The following is a 14,492-nucleotide window of genomic DNA, read 5'->3' on the forward strand; positions in this document are numbered from 1 at the left end:
AATCGTCACCTGTGCGGTCGACCGTCTCGGACGCCTGCCCGAGCTCTTGTTGTTTCAACCGCCTCCGCACTCTCAACGACGGTCACTCGAAAGAGTTACGGGGCCGTGTGCCATCTTCGGCACTCTACGTGAGGGCGCGGACACGGTGCAGACATGTGCGGCGGACCCACAACGTTTCACCACAAGCCGTGCCCCATTCAGACCCATTTCTTCCCATTTGCTGGTGTCTGAGGCTAGATTCGCAATGAGTCATATTTTCATCTCCTTAGATCGTAGATGTACGGTTGTGGACACCGTATCCGCCCAGAACGGCTACAAGGGGTCACGCAATGGCAGATTTCTCCCGCCTTCCCGGACCGAACGCGGACCTGTGGGACTGGCAGCTCCTGGCTGCCTGTCGCGGGGTGGACAGCTCGCTCTTCTTCCATCCGGAGGGTGAGCGTGGCGCGGCCCGGAGCGCTCGCGAGAACTCGGCCAAGGAGGTCTGCATGAGGTGCCCGGTCCGCGCGCAGTGCGCGGCGCACGCGCTGGCGGTGAGAGAGCCGTACGGCGTCTGGGGCGGGCTGACCGAGGACGAGCGCGAGGAGCTCATGGGGCGGGCCCGCCACCGGCTGGTGTCGGCGTCGGCGGCAGCCGGGGACAGCCCTGCGAGCAACTGACCAACTGACCAACTGAAGGAACGTTTCTGCAGTATGGGCACGCGCAGGCGTGCCCCTATTTTTTCCCCGCGTCAACGGTTGGCCGCGCGCGCCAGTTGGTCGAGCGTCGCCGCCACCGCCGGCACCTGGGCCAGGTCGGGCAGCGTGAGCGCGACGATCTCCCGCCGGACCGCCGGTTCCAGCGTCACCGTGCGCGCACCCCGCGGCCGTACGGACTCGACGGCGAGCTGGGGCAGGACGGCGACGCCCAGACCGGCGCCCACCAGGCCCACCACCGCCGGATAGTCGTCGGTCGCGAAGTCGATGCGGGGGGTGAAGCCGGCGCTCTCGCACACCTCGACGAGCTGGCCGCGGCAGCGCGGGCAGCCCGCGATCCACGGTTCCGTGGCGAGTTCGCCGATGGCGACGGATTCCGCGCGCGCGAGCCGGTGCCGCTCGGGTACGAGGGCGACGAGCCGGTCGGTCAGCAGCGGCCGTACGACGAGGTCGTCCCACTCCTCGGCGCCCGCCGCCCCCTCGTACCGGAAGGCGAGTGCCAGGTCGCAGTCGCCCTCGCGCAACAGGGCGACGGACTGCGGCGGTTCAGCCTCCTCCAGCGAGACACGAGTCCCCGGGTGTTCGGCGCGCAGGGCCGCCAGCGCCGTCGGTACGAGGGTGGAGCTGCCGCTGGGAAAGGAGACGAGCCGGACCCGCCCGGCGCGCAGGCCCGCGATGGCGGCGACCTCCTCCTCGGCCGCGGTGAGCCCGGCGAGGATCCCGGCGGCATGCCGCACCAGCGCCTCGCCGGCCTGGGTCAGCCGCATCTCGCGTCCGCTGCGGATCAGCAAGGGCGTGCCGACGGACGCCTCCAGGGCCTTCATCTGCTGGCTGACGGCGGGCTGGGTGCAGCCCAGTTCGCGCCCCGCCGCCGAGAAGGAGCCGGTGGCGGCGACGGCGCGCAGCACGCGGAGATGACGGGCCTCGATCACCCCTTGAGCATAAGCGGAGCTTGGGGCTCTCGCAGAAAACTCTGTCGACACTTTGGGGAGGGTTCGCCTACCGTGCGCTCATGAAGCTTCTCTCGGTGAATCTCGGCCGCGCGAAGGCCGTGCCGTACACGGACCAGCCGGAGGGTCTGACCGGCATAGACAAGCGGCCGACCGACGAGCCCGTGCAGGTGGCCGCGCCCGGGCCCAAGGGCGTCGGGGCCAGCGGGCTGGCCGGGGACACCGTGTGCGACACCCGGCATCACGGCGGCAACGACCAGGCCGTGTACGCGGTGGCCCGCGAGGACCTGGACGACTGGGAACGCGAACTGGGGCGCACGCTCGCGAACGGCGCCTTCGGGGAGAACCTCACGACGGAGGGCATCGACGTCTCCGGCGCGCTGATCGGCGAGCGCTGGCGCGTCGGGTCGCAGGTGGTGCTGGAGGTCAGCAGCGGGCGGATCCCGTGCCTCACCTTCCAGGGGCACATGGGTGAGCAGCGGTGGGTGAAGCGGTTCACGCAGAAGGGAGCCTCGGGTGCGTACCTGCGGGTGATCGAGCCGGGCGAGATCCGTGCCGGGGACCCCGTCGAGATCGTCCACCGGCCCGACCACGACGTGACGGTGGCCCTGGTGTTCCGGGCGATCACCACCGAGCGGTACCTGCAGCCGCGGCTGCTGGCGGCGGGCGAGGCGCTGCACTCGGAGGCGCGGGAGTGGGCGCGGAAGTACGTGCAGAAGCACGGAGCCTGACGAACACTCAGCGTGGCTGCCGCTCGCCCGCCCTTCAGGCACCAAAAGGCCCCGTCCAGGGAGCGGACGCGCACAGTCCGGGTCATTAACCTTGCGCCATGACAACGGCTCTCATCACGGGTTCCACCGCGGGCATCGGTGCCGCCTTCGCGCGACGGCTGGCGGCGGACGGGCACAACCTCGTCCTGGTCGCCCGCGACACCATGCGGCTGCGGGAACAGGCGACCGAACTGCACGACCGGCACGGCATCGAGGCGGAGGTCGTCACCGCCGACCTGGCCACCGACGACGGCATCGAGACGGTCGCCGCCCGGCTGGCCGACCGCAGAAACCCCGTCGACCTGCTGGTCAACAACGCGGGCTTCGGCAACAAGGGCCGCTATCTCGACGTGTCCATGGCCGACGAGCTGATGATGCTCAAGGTGCACTGCGAGGCGGTCCTCCGACTGACCTCGGCGGCGACCGAGGCGATGCGCGAGCGGGGCCGCGGCGGCGTCGTCAACGTCGCGTCGGTGGCCGCCTTCCTACCGCGCGGGACGTACGGCGCGTCCAAGGCGTGGGTCGTGCAGTTCACCCAGGGGGCGGCGAAGGATCTGGCCGGCAGCGGGGTGCGGTTGATGGCGCTCTGCCCGGGCTTCGTGCGGACGGAATTCCACCAGCGGGCCGGTATGGGGACGGACAACATCCCGGGGTGGATGTGGCTGGACGCGGACAAGCTGGTGGCGGCGGCGCTCAACGACCTCGCGCGGGGGAAGAGCGTGTCGATTCCGGATCCTCGGTACAAGGTGATGATGGGGGTGGTGAAGGTGGTGCCTCGGGGGTTGCTGGGCGGGATCAGTTCGCGGACGGGGCGGAAGTACGGGCCGCAGTAGGGTCCGTCACTCGCACAGGCCCTGTGGCCTGACCGAGCTTGCACAAGCCGCCGGTCCGCCCAGGGCCTCGATGACAACAGGAATGGTCCGCTCTTCGACCCGTACCAGGGCCGGCAGGACATCCAGGATCCTGTCATGCTGCAGCGCCCGTGCGAGGAGCAGACGGCCTTGGGCACCGTCGACCGCGGGCGCGAGGGTGATCCAGGACCGGACCGTCTCGTCACTCGGCACGGCGTCAGGGGACGAGAGGCTCCGGACGACCTGCTCCGCCCGGTCGCGCTGACCTGCTTCGACCAACTTCCGTGCCAGCGCGATCTGTCGGTGAGCGCCGCCCCGCTGATCGGACAGGCTCTCGATCAGCTCCTGCGCGCGGTCACTCTGCCCCACTTCCACCAGGACGCCTGCGATCACGTTGAAGAAGCCGGGGGCGGGCTCGACGTCGTCCGTGATCTGGGTGAGCAGATTCTCGGCAGCTTCATCCTCATCGAGCAGGCAGAACGCGCTCAGCACGTCGGCGATCGCCCAGAAGGTGTCCGGCGCCGGCTCGTAGTGCGACAACGCCTCCATGAGGGCGTCCATCCCCCGCTCCTGGTCTCCCGCCCGGGCGAAGGCCGCGGCGATCCGGGCCCAGGACCGCACGCGGGAGCTCCGAGCGACGACCTTCTCGGCGAGCGTCACGGCTCTGTCTGTCTCATCGGCGGCCATGGCCGGCCCAACGATGTCGCACCACAGCAGGTCGCGCCCGTCCGGCTGCGCACGGTCCGCCACGGCTTCGGCCCGGTCGAACTCCCCGGCCTCGGCGAGTCTGTCGACGCATGCCAACTGGGCGATGAATCCGGCAGGTCGTGACTCGATACGGCGCATCAGGTTCTCGGCGCGGCCGAACTCCCCCGCCCATGCCAGCGCTTCGGCCGTCATCCCCGCCCAGATCTCCCGGTCGACGTCATCCAGGAAATCCGCACCGGGCCGGGACGACGGAAACAACCGGGCCTCGACGCCGTCCAGCAGTCGGCGTGCGGCGCTGACGTGTCCCGCCTCGGCGAGCATCTTCGCCGCATGGACACCGTCCAGGCCGCCGTGACCCGGGTCCGCGCGCAGTTCGGCCTCCGCCGCGGCCACCAGCTCCGCGACGCGTTCCGTGGATTTGGCGTCCGTCACCGTGGCGATCGCGCCCCGCACCAGGGCGCAGTACCCCGCGGTGAACTTGACGGAAGGGACGAGTTCCCGGGCTCGTGCGAAGTTCCCCGAGCGGGCCAGCGCCTCGACCACCAGGGCCATCGGGTCGTCGTTGATGCCGTCGTGCGTGCCTCCTGATGCTGCGGACTCGGCCCGGTCGTACTCTCCTTCGTCGGTCAGCGCGCGGACGACCTCGCACAACGCGAGCACCCGGAACTGCGGATGCTCCATGCGCCGGGCGAGCTCTTCGGCCCGTCCATGAGCACCTGCCTGCACGAGTCCGGTGACCAGGCCACGGTCCGCCGCCCCCTTGGCGTCCCGATCCTCGATGTCCTCGGCAAGGGCTGCCGCCCCTTCGTGGTCCCCCGACAGCGCGCGGGCGCGAACCACCGCGGCCAGGGCCCGGTCCCGGTCCTCCGGGTCGTGGTGCAGCAGAGCGGCCGTCAGGGCGCGGTCTGTCTCACCGGCCTGCGCGAGCGCCTTGGCCACGTCCGTCAACAGCGGAGCAGGGCGCAGAGCCTGGTCGAGAGCGGCGAGCACGCGGTCGGCCGCCGCCCTGCTTCCGGAGCGTTCGGAGCTCAGCAGGACGCGCGCGACGTGCGCCAGCACCAGGGCCGCCGCTTCCGGTCCCGCGCTCCGGGCCAGGTCCTCGGCCCCCCGCACGTTGTCCGCCTCGGCATGAGCGGCCGCCAGCGCCGCTGTCCCGAGGGCCCGTACGCGAGCATCCGGCTCGTTCGAGCACAGTTCCTCGGCCTGGGCAAAGGCGCCTGAGCGGACTGACGCGCGAACGATGTCCTGCAGGAGCCGCGCCCGGAGGCCGGTGTCGTCGACGGAGGCGATCAGTGTCCCGGCGCGCTCGAGAAAACCGACGTTCGCCCAGCCACGGCTCGTCGCCGCCAGGGCCAGATCCCGCTCGTTCTCCATGTTGTAGGGGCATCGGCCGGCGGTGCTCTCCGCGTCCAGCAGCAGCCGTACCGCGTTCTCGTGCTCCCCGCATGCGACGAACTCAGCCGCCACGTCGACCAGGGCGAGTGCTCTGTCGTCCAGGCTGGGAATGCTGTTCGCGAGGGCTTCCGCCCGAGGAAAGCGTCCCAGAGCGGCCCAGGCCCACGGCAGCGTGCGGTCCAGTGCCGCGTTCCTTGCGTCGAGTTCCTCGCGCCGGACGGCCAGCCGGACGCTGTCCGTCAGGTCAGGCACATCCGCCTCGATGAGGAGGTCCTCGGCGATCCGGATCTCGACGAGTGCCGCGGCGTCGCCACCGGTCACGTCGAGCATCCGGTCGTGTCGAGCGGCGTCCGTCGCGCAGTCGACCACCCGGGCGAGGTTGCGCACCGCGCTCAGCATGCGGAAATACCCCCGCAGCAGATATTCCGGGGTGTTCTCCGGCCATCCCCGCTTCCGCCATGCTTCGGCCCAGTCGTCCAACTGACACCGGTAGCGCTCGAGCTCTGCGGCTCCGAGCATCTCCTGCGACTGGATCTGCAGTTCCTCATGGCCCAGCAGATACACGTCGACCCGCACGCCGAAGGTCCGCCCGGCCCGCGTCCGCAGCACGTCCCGCACCCGGTACGGCACCGCCCCGGTCAGCGCCGCGAGGTCCTCGGCCGTCAGGCCGCCGCCCGCGGCCGTCACCAGGGCCAGCAGGTCGTACTCCAGACCGCCGGCCTCGATCAGCTCCTTCAGTTCGCGTTCCGCCTCGGTGCGGATCGCCTCGGCGTACGGGGAGTGCGGCAGCGTGCGGACGATCCCCGGGTCGCGCAGGGGATGGTCCGCCGGTACGTCACCGGGCAGCGGTGGGTTGAGCCGGCCCGCGACCAGGACCCGCATCCCGGCCCGCGGGTGGGCCGGCAGCAGGCTGGCGATGCTGTGCGCCTCGGGGCCGGTCGTGACGCCCCGGTCCTCGTCCAGGCCGTCGACCAGCAGGACGAGGCGTTCGCCGCGCTGCTCGCATGCGTGAGCCGCCGCGCCGTACAGATACAGGAGATGCGCCTCGCCGGTGGACTCGGTCAGGTGGGCGGGCAGGCTCTCGCCGGCCAGCTCGGCCAGCTGTTCCAGTACGACGTCGACGTACGCGACCACATCGTTCTGCGCGCCCAGCCGCGCCGTCACGAAGAACGGGACGATCCGCACACCCGGTGGCGGATGCAGCGCGAACCACGACATGAGGGCCGTCTTGCCCGCCCATGCCTCGGCGCGCCACCAGGCGTACGCCGGGCCGGAGTCCGCCGTGCAGAAGACGGCGAGGTCGGCCAACTCGCGCTCGCGGCCCAGCAGTTCGGGCGGGGAGATGCGGCGGACCTGCTCCCAGTACGACGAGCGCACGCGCGGGGCCAGCAGGATGCGGTTGTGGTCGCCTGTGACGGCCACCTCGATGTCACCGCCCGCGGCCACCGACCGCTGCTTCCCCCACCAGCGCATGGCGTCATGATGCCAAACGGACAGGAGGCGCCGGGGCGTCACGGTGGGAGAATGGTGCTGTTCGGCCGGGCCCAGGGGGGTCTGGAGGTGGTGTCATGACCTTTGTACAGCTCATCGACTGCAGGACCAGTCGGTTCGACGAGATGAACCGGCTGATGGACAGGTGGGTCGAGCAGACCCGGGGGAAACGGACCGCGACGCACGCGGTGGTCGGGAAGGATCTGTCGGACGCGTCGCACTTCGTCGAGATCGTGGAGTTTCCGTCGTACGAGGAGGCGATGCGGAACTCCAATCTGCCCGAGACCGAGCGGATCTTCCGGGAGCTGGTCGCCCTGTGCGACGGGATGCCGACCTTCACCGATCTGGACGTGGTGCGGGACGAGCAGCTCAACCGTGGGGTGGCGCGGGAGTTCTTCGAGGAGGCAGGGCGGGGCGAGCCGGAGGCCATGTTCGAGCGGTTCACGGACGACTACGTGGATCATGATCCCGCCAATCCGCAGGACCTCGGCTTGCGCGGGGCGCGGGAGGAGTACGCCGGCTGGCGGCGGTCCTTCGACTTGTCGTTCCGGGTGGACGACCAGGTCGCCGAGGGCGACCGGGTGTGCACGCGGTGGACGTGGACCGGGCGGCATACGGGCGAGTTCCTGGGGATCGCGGCCACCGGGCAGGAGGTCACGATGACCGGGACGACCTGGCACCGGTTCCGGGACGGAAGCATCTGCGAGGGATGGTGGCAGTACGACCGGGCCGGGCTGCTGGAGCAGTTGGGGGCAGTCGCTCAGACCCCGTGACCCGCGCATCACGTCCCATGACCGGCGCATCACACCCCGTGACCCGCGAAGGGGAAAGCCCCCGCTCCCTCAGAGGGAGCGGGGGCTTCTTCGTGCGTGCCCTTGGTGCCTCAGTGGGAGTGGCCGTGGCCGTGGCCACCGGCGGCCGGCTCCTCTTCTTCCTTCTTCTCGACGACCAGGGTCTCGGTCGTGAGGAGGAGGGAGGCGATGGAGGCGGCGTTCTCCAGGGCGGAGCGGGTGACCTTGACCGGGTCGATGACGCCGGCCTTGACCAGGTCGCCGTACTCGCCGGTCGCGGCGTTGAAGCCCTGGCCCTTGTCGAGCTCGGCGACCTTGGCGGTGATGACGTAGCCCTCGAGGCCCGCGTTCTCCGCGATCCAGCGCAGCGGCTCGACGACCGCGCGGCGGACGACGGCGACACCGGTGGCCTCGTCGCCGGTCTTGCCGAGGCCGCCCTCCAGCACCTTGGCGGCGTGGACCAGCGCGGAGCCACCACCGGAGACGATGCCCTCCTCGACCGCGGCGCGGGTCGCGGAGATGGCGTCCTCCAGGCGGTGCTTCTTCTCCTTCAGCTCCACCTCGGTGGCGGCGCCGACCTTGATCACGCACACGCCGCCGGCCAGCTTCGCGAGGCGCTCCTGGAGCTTCTCGCGGTCCCAGTCGGAGTCGGTGTTCTCGATCTCGGCCTTGATCTGGTTGACGCGGCCCGTGACGTCCGCCGAGTCGCCGGCGCCGTCGACGACGGTCGTGTCGTCCTTGGTGACCGTGACGCGGCGGGCGGAGCCGAGCACGTCCAGGCCGACCTGGTCGAGCTTGAGGCCGACCTCCTCGGAGATGACCGTGGCGCCGGTGAGGACCGCCAGGTCCTGCAGCATCGCCTTGCGGCGGTCACCGAAGCCGGGGGCCTTGACCGCGACCGCGTTGAAGGTGCCGCGGATCTTGTTCACGACCAGGGTCGACAGGGCCTCGCCCTCGACGTCCTCGGCGATGATCAGCAGCGGCTTGGAGGCACCCGCCTGGATGACCTTCTCGAGCAGCGGCAGCAGATCCTGGATCGAGGAGATCTTGCCCTGGTTGATGAGGATGTACGGGTCGTCGAGGACGGCCTCCATACGCTCCTGGTCGGACACCATGTACGGAGACAGGTAGCCCTTGTCGAAGGCCATGCCCTCGGTGAAGTCCAGCTCCAGACCGAAGGTGTTGGACTCCTCGACGGTGATGACACCGTCCTTGCCGACCTTGTCCATCGCCTCGGCGATGAGCTCGCCGACCTGGCTGTCCTGGGCGGACAGACCGGCGACGGCGGCGATGTCGGACTTCTCGTCGATGGGGCGGGCGGTCGCGAGGAGTTCCTCGGAGATCGCCTTGACCGCGGCGTCGATGCCCTTCTTCAGGGCGGCCGGGGAGGCACCCGCGGCGACGTTCCGCAGGCCCTCGCGGACGAGCGCCTGGGCCAGCACGGTGGCGGTGGTCGTACCGTCACCCGCTACGTCGTTGGTCTTGGTCGCCACCTCCTTCACCAGCTGGACGCCGAGGTTCTCGTACGGGTCGTCGACCTCGACCTCGCGGGCGATGGTGACGCCGTCGTTGGTGATGGTGGGGGCGCCGAACTTCTTGTCGATGACGACGTTGCGGCCCTTGGGGCCGATCGTCACCTTGACCGTGTCGGCGAGCTTGTTGACGCCGCGCTCGAGGGCGCGACGGGCGTCCTCGTCGAACTTCAGGATCTTCGCCATGGGAGCGTGAGCCCTCTCGGAAATCTAGGTGAAATTAGCCGCGCCCCCGGCGCCCGGCTCATGAGTGATCGCGGGGGGCCAGGGGCGCAGCTCAAGCAATGTGCTTCGCGGTGAAGCGAAGCGAGGTGAATTACTTCTCGATGATCGCGAGAACGTCGCGAGCCGAGAGGACGAGGTATTCCTCGCCGTTGTACTTCACTTCGGTGCCGCCGTACTTGCTGTACAGCACGATGTCGCCGGTCTTGACGTCGAGCGGAAGACGCTCGCCGTTCTCGAAGCGGCCCGGGCCCACGGCCAGGACGACGCCCTCCTGGGGCTTCTCCTTGGCAGTGTCCGGGATGACCAGGCCAGAGGCGGTGGTCTGCTCGGCGTCGAGCGGCTGGACCACAATGCGGTCCTCGAGCGGCTTGATGGCAACCTTGGAGCTGGTGGTCGTCACGATCCGACCTCCCCCTTCGGAGATCTCACGGGGTTAACTGTCTGAGGTGGCGACCAGGTCGATCCGTCGTCGCGGGTGCCGGACCTGCCCGTCGCGTAGTTGGCACTCTCCAGGGGGGAGTGCCAGACCCGAGACTATGACTGTGATTAGCACTCGGTCAAGCGGAGTGCCAATGCGGTGCGGCGCGGCGGTGAGGTTTTCAGCTGGCGTTCACGCACGGAGGCCGACCTAGAGGTAGTCCTCCAGCCTCCCCACCGTCAGCCCCCTGCCCTGGATCTCCCGCAGCAGCCGTGTCGTCCGTTCGGCGAGCGTGGCGCCGGTCGGCTCGCGCGAGGGCACCGAGACGATGTCGCCGGGGCGCAGGCGGCTCTCGCCCTCGGTGAAGGTCAGGTCGCCGTTCTCCGCCGAGGCCCGCCACAGGACGACCGCCGAGAGGCCGCAGTCGGCGGCGGCGCGCAGGGTCGTGGTGTCGTACGTGCCGTAGGGCGGGCGGAAGAGGCGGGGGCGGATACCGAAGCGGGAGCGGAGTTTGTCCTGCTGGCCGCAGATCTCGGCGCGCTGGCCGGCATACGGCAGTCCGCGCAGGGCGGGATGGTCGAGCGTGTGGTTCTGGATGCTCGCGCCGACCGACTGGAGGCGCGCGAAGTGGCCGTATCCCGGGCCGACGACGCTGTCCGTGAGGAACATGCTGACCGGAAGCCGCAGTTCACGCACCATGTCGACGAACCGAGGGTCCTTCTCGGCGCCGTCGTCGTAGGTGAGGAAGACGACCCGGTCGCGGGTTCGGACGTGGTGGACGACAGGCGGCAGGCCCGGGCGCGCGGCGGGGGGCCTGGCGGCCGGTTTCGGGGCCGGGGCCAGTGGGGCCGCGAGCCCCCAGCGGCGGTACGGCCGCTCACCCGCGCCTTCCGGACCATACGAGCTCGCGCCGTCCGGACCGTAGGAGTTCGCGCCCTCCGGGCCGTAGGAGCCCCTGCCTTCCGGACCGTACGAACCCGTGTCCTCCGGACCGTAGGAGCCCACGCCTTCGGGAGCGTAGGAGTTCGCGCCCTCCGGAGCGTACGACCCCGCCCCGCTCGGTCCGTACGACCCCGCCCCGCTCGGTCCGTACGTCCCCACGCCCTCGGTCGCCTTCCCGCCCGGCCGTTCGGCGGGATCGACGGACTGGGCCGTGCAGCCGGCGAGGAGGGCCGCCGTGAGGGCTCCGGACGCCAGTGCCCGCCACCTCACAGGTAGTCCTCCAGGCGGGCCACGGCGTACCCCTCCCGCGTGACCTTGTTCAGGAAGCGGCGGATCATGTCGGGCATCGTGCCCTTCCAGTCCTGTCGGCCCCGGAAGTGGCTGAGGACGATGTCGCCGGGGCGGATCTTCCGGTCCCACTCGCGGTACTCCCAGCGGTCGACGAAGACCTCCTCGTTCCACAGGGGCGCGTACTTGATGCCGCAGGACTTGGCGGCGCGCAGGGTGGCCTCGTTGTAGCTGCCGAAGGGCGGGCGGAAGAGGGTGGGGCGCTTGCCGTAGCGCTTCTCGATCACCTTCTGCATGCCGCAGATCTCGCGCTTCTGGCGGGCGTACGACAGCCCGGGCAGGTAGGGGTGACGGAGGGTGTGGTTGTTGAGGACGACCCCGCCGGCCTGCATCTTCTTGAAGTAGCCGTAGTCCCCCTTGACCAGGTAGTCGCTGAGGAAGGCGGTGTACGGGATCTTCAGCTCGCTCATCATCCGCAGGAACGCCGGGTCCTTCTCGGCCCCGTCGTCGATGGTGAGGAACACGATCTTGTGCTTGGTGGGGACGGTGGTGAAGACCGGCGGGAGGCTGTCGTAGCCGTGGCCGTCCACCTCGAAGCCCTTGCGGGTGGTGATCGTCGGCTTGGCGGCAGGGGGGCGCGGGGGTGTGAGCGGGACCTTCTTCAGGCCCCAGCGTTTCGCCGCCGCCACTCTGGCCTGGTGCGCGGCGCGCAGCTCGGCCGCGTGCCCCTCCTTCGCGCCTTGCTGGCCGGCGGCGGGCCCGACGTCGGAGCCGTCACCGCCCTGCGCACAGCCGGAGACGAGGGCAGTCACGGCGAGCACGGCGATGCCGCCCCTCAGCGTCACGCATGACCGACTTTTGTCATTTTGTCCTACTGTTCGCATGGTGCGGGATCCTCGCAGGACGCCCCCGCGAACCCGGGGCGACACCTCCACCGCGGGCAGACCATCCACCGACTGGCCCACAATGAGCCGGTGAACGACCTCGCTCCCCTCCTCACCCCCGAGGGCCGCGCCCTCCTCGACGCGGTGCGCGGCACCGCCCCCGCCGACGAACTCGCCGTCGCCACCCGGCTGCGCCGCGAGCACCCCGCCGACCTGGTGTCGGCGGCGCTCGGACAGGCGCGGCTGCGGCAGCGGGCGGAGGCGAAGTTCGGAGCCGAGGACGCCGGGCGGATGTTCTTCACGCCGAACGGGGTCGAGCAGTCGACCCGGGCGAGCGTGGCGACGTACCGGGCGGAGCGCTTCCGGGCGCTGGGGGTGCGGTCCGTGGCCGATCTGTGCTGCGGGATCGGCGGGGACGCGATCGCGCTCGCGCGGGCCGGAGTCAGGGTGCTCGCCGTCGACCGGGACCCGGCGACCGTGGCGGTGGCGCGGGCGAACGCCGACGTGCTCGGCCTCGCCGACCTCGTCGAGGTGCGGGAGGCGGACGTGACGGAGGTGGACACCGCCGGCTACGACGCCGTGTTCGTCGACCCGGCGAGGCGCGGCGGGCGCGGCCGGATCTTCGACCCCGAGGCGTACTCACCGCCGCTGTCCTGGGCGATCGGGACCGCCCTCAAAGCGCCGCACGCCGCCCTGAAGGTCGCCCCCGGCATCCCGCACGAGGCCGTGCCCGCCGACGCGGAGGCCGAGTGGATCTCGGACGGCGGGGACGTGAAGGAGGCGGTGCTGTGGTTCGGGACCGGTGCGGGCGTCGTACGGGCGACCCTGCTGCCGGGTCCGCGCACGCTCCTCGGCCGGGGCCTGCCGAACCCCCGGGTCCGGTCCGTCGGCCGGTACCTGTACGAGCCCGACGGCGCCGTCATCCGCGCCCATCTGGTCGCCGAGGTCGCCGAGGACCTCGACGGCGGGCTGGTCGACGAGACCATCGCGTACATCACGGCCGACGAGCTGCGGCCGACCCCGTACGCCTCCGCGTACGAGATCACCGATCGGCTCCCCTTCAACGTCAAGAAGTTGAAGGCCCTGCTGCGGGAGCGGGAGGTCGGCATCCTGACCGTGAAGAAGCGGGGGTCGGCGGTGGAGCCGGAGGAGCTGCGCCGCAAGGCCCTCCCCAAGCAGCACGGACGGAACTCGGCGACCGTGTTCCTGACGCGGGTGGCGGGGGCGCCGACCATGCTGCTCGGGCACCCCGCCTGATCAGGACGCCTCGGCCTCGGCCGCCCGCCTCAGCAGCAGCTCCCGTTCCCGCGTGTTGTGCGTCAGCTCCGCCGCCCGTACGAACTCGGCCCGCGCCTCCGCCGTACGGCCCAGCCGCAGCAGCAGATCGCCCCGCACGCTCTGGAGCAGGTGATAGTCGCGCAGCGCCGGTTCGGCGGCCAGGGCGTCGACGATCTCCAGCGCCGGGGCCGGACCGTCCGCCATCGACAGGGCGACCGCGCGGTTGAGTTCGACGACCGGGGAGGGGGCGCGGGCGGCGAGCAGGGTGTACAGGGTGGTGATGGTCCGCCAGTCGGTCTCCTCGTAGGAGTACGCCATCGCGTGGCAGGCGGCGATGGCGGCCTGGAGGGCGTACGGGCCCGGGGCGCCGGTGGAGGTGGCGTCGGCGCGGCCGAGGGCGGTGATGCCGCGGGCGATGAGCATGCGGTTCCAGCGGCGGCGGTTCTGGTCCTTGAGGAGGACGGGTTCGCCGGACGGGCCGGTGCGCGCCGCCGATCGGGAGGTCTGGAACTCCAACAGCGCGGTCAGGGCGTGGACTTCCGGTTCCTTCGGCATCAGGCCGGACAGGACGCGGGCCAGGCGCAGGGCGTCCTCGCACAGGCCCGGGCGCAGCCAGTCGTCGCCGGCGGTGGCGGCGTAACCCTCGTTGTGGATCAGGTAGATGACGTCGAGGACGGAGCCGAGGCGGGCCTCGCGGTCGGGGCCGTACGGCACCTCGAAGGCGATGTTCTTCGTGGCGAGGGTGCGCTTGGCGCGGACGATGCGTTGCGCGACCGTCGGTTCCGGGACCAGGAACGCGCGGGCGATCTCGGCCGTGGTCAGGCCGCCGATCAGGCGAAGGGTGAGGGCTGTGCGGGACTCGGCGGACAGGACCGGGTGGCAGGCGGTGAAGACCAGGCGGAGCAGGTCGTCGTCGATGTCCTCGGGGTCGGCGGGCTCCTCCGGCGGGGCCGCGTCCGACAGGTCCCGGCCGATCTCGGCGAGCTTGCGGGCGTAGTTCTCCCGGCGCCGGATCAGGTCGACGGCGCGGTGCCGGGCGGTGGCCATGAGCCAGGCGCCCGGGTTGTCGGGGACGCCGTCGCGCGGCCACTGTTCCAGGGCCGCGACCAGCGCGTCCTGGGCCAGTTCCTCGGCGATGCCGACGTCCCGGACGATACGGGCGACGCCGGCGATGATCCGGGGCGACTCGATACGGAAGACGGTTTCGACGGCTCCGCGCGGGTCTTCTACGGCTCCGCGCGGGTCGGCGGTGGGCTGTGGTGTCACAACCCACC

General features: G+C 70.9%; 12 protein-coding genes. 5 read left to right on the plus strand and 7 right to left on the minus strand.

The window, feature by feature from the left end:
• The first annotated feature begins 329 nt into the window (after nt 1–329).
• The gene (locus AC5P09_RS02775; RefSeq protein WP_493872243.1) at nt 330–659 is read left to right on the plus strand and encodes a WhiB family transcriptional regulator; all 330 of its coding nucleotides are present in this window, start codon (nt 330–332) and stop codon (nt 657–659) included.
• A gap of 71 nt (nt 660–730) precedes the next feature.
• Here AC5P09_RS02775 and AC5P09_RS02780 read toward each other — a convergent pair whose 3' ends face one another.
• Nucleotides 731–1,627 (minus strand): LysR family transcriptional regulator, encoded by an 897-nt coding sequence (locus AC5P09_RS02780; protein ID WP_493872244.1) that lies wholly within the window; start codon nt 1,625–1,627, stop codon nt 731–733.
• Nucleotides 1,628–1,707: 80 nt separating this feature from the next.
• Here AC5P09_RS02780 and AC5P09_RS02785 point away from each other — a divergent pair, with 80 nt between their 5' ends.
• Complete coding sequence (locus tag AC5P09_RS02785) at nt 1,708–2,376, plus strand: MOSC domain-containing protein (protein ID WP_493872245.1); 669 nt, start codon at nt 1,708–1,710, stop codon at nt 2,374–2,376.
• 98 nt (nt 2,377–2,474) lie between these two features.
• Nucleotides 2,475–3,248, plus strand: coding sequence for an SDR family NAD(P)-dependent oxidoreductase (locus tag AC5P09_RS02790; RefSeq protein ID WP_493872246.1), 774 nt, complete (start codon nt 2,475–2,477; stop codon nt 3,246–3,248).
• A gap of 6 nt (nt 3,249–3,254) precedes the next feature.
• On the opposite strand, the gene AC5P09_RS02795 is transcribed toward AC5P09_RS02790, so the two are convergent.
• On the minus strand, nt 3,255–6,842 hold the full coding sequence (locus AC5P09_RS02795; RefSeq protein ID WP_493872247.1) for a hypothetical protein: 3,588 nt from the start codon (nt 6,840–6,842) through the stop codon (nt 3,255–3,257).
• Nucleotides 6,843–6,937: 95 nt separating this feature from the next.
• Between AC5P09_RS02795 and AC5P09_RS02800 the strand changes: the two genes are divergently transcribed.
• Nucleotides 6,938–7,633 carry an ester cyclase gene (locus AC5P09_RS02800; protein WP_493872248.1) on the plus strand — a complete coding sequence of 232 codons (696 nt, stop codon included), beginning with the start codon at nt 6,938–6,940 and terminating at the stop codon, nt 7,631–7,633.
• A 110-nt stretch (nt 7,634–7,743) separates the two neighbouring features.
• Here AC5P09_RS02800 and groL read toward each other — a convergent pair whose 3' ends face one another.
• The 4 genes from groL to AC5P09_RS02820 form a co-directional block, all read right to left on the minus strand.
• Entirely contained in the window at nt 7,744–9,369 is a 1,626-nt protein-coding gene (gene groL, locus AC5P09_RS02805; RefSeq protein WP_493872249.1) for a chaperonin GroEL, read from the minus strand.
• Between the two features lie 130 nt (nt 9,370–9,499).
• Nucleotides 9,500–9,808 (minus strand): co-chaperone GroES, encoded by a 309-nt coding sequence (gene groES / locus AC5P09_RS02810; RefSeq protein ID WP_003998759.1) that lies wholly within the window; start codon nt 9,806–9,808, stop codon nt 9,500–9,502.
• Nucleotides 9,809–10,036: 228 nt separating this feature from the next.
• A complete protein-coding gene (locus AC5P09_RS02815; RefSeq protein ID WP_493872250.1) occupies nt 10,037–11,038 on the minus strand; it encodes a polysaccharide deacetylase family protein in 1,002 nt (333 codons plus the stop codon).
• Nucleotides 11,035–11,940 (minus strand): polysaccharide deacetylase family protein, encoded by a 906-nt coding sequence (locus AC5P09_RS02820; protein WP_493872251.1) that lies wholly within the window; start codon nt 11,938–11,940, stop codon nt 11,035–11,037. Before AC5P09_RS02820 ends, AC5P09_RS02815 begins: the two co-directional genes overlap by 4 nt.
• A 90-nt stretch (nt 11,941–12,030) precedes the next feature.
• Between AC5P09_RS02820 and AC5P09_RS02825 the strand changes: the two genes are divergently transcribed.
• Nucleotides 12,031–13,197: a THUMP-like domain-containing protein gene (locus AC5P09_RS02825; RefSeq protein ID WP_493872252.1), complete on the plus strand. Its 1,167-nt coding sequence runs from the start codon at nt 12,031–12,033 to the stop codon at nt 13,195–13,197.
• On the opposite strand, the gene AC5P09_RS02830 is transcribed toward AC5P09_RS02825, so the two are convergent.
• Nucleotides 13,198–14,484 carry an RNA polymerase sigma factor gene (locus AC5P09_RS02830; RefSeq protein ID WP_493872253.1) on the minus strand — a complete coding sequence of 429 codons (1,287 nt, stop codon included), beginning with the start codon at nt 14,482–14,484 and terminating at the stop codon, nt 13,198–13,200.
• Nucleotides 14,485–14,492: the final 8 nt, after the last annotated feature.

Source organism: Streptomyces sp. a15 (assembly GCF_059026085.1).

Bases quoted from the DNA above. Each gene is read 5' to 3' on its own strand.
- AC5P09_RS02775 (WP_493872243.1), top strand. From the start codon at position 330: ATGGCAGATTTCTCCCGCCTTCCCGGACCGAACGCGGACCTGTGGGAC.
- AC5P09_RS02785 (WP_493872245.1), top strand. From the start codon at position 1,708: ATGAAGCTTCTCTCGGTGAATCTCGGCCGCGCGAAGGCCGTGCCGTAC.
- AC5P09_RS02790 (WP_493872246.1), top strand. From the start codon at position 2,475: ATGACAACGGCTCTCATCACGGGTTCCACCGCGGGCATCGGTGCCGCC.
- AC5P09_RS02795 (WP_493872247.1), bottom strand. From the start codon at position 6,842: ATGCGCTGGTGGGGGAAGCAGCGGTCGGTGGCCGCGGGCGGTGACATC.
- AC5P09_RS02800 (WP_493872248.1), top strand. From the start codon at position 6,938: ATGACCTTTGTACAGCTCATCGACTGCAGGACCAGTCGGTTCGACGAG.
- groL (WP_493872249.1), bottom strand. From the start codon at position 9,369: ATGGCGAAGATCCTGAAGTTCGACGAGGACGCCCGTCGCGCCCTCGAG.
- AC5P09_RS02820 (WP_493872251.1), bottom strand. From the start codon at position 11,940: ATGCGAACAGTAGGACAAAATGACAAAAGTCGGTCATGCGTGACGCTG.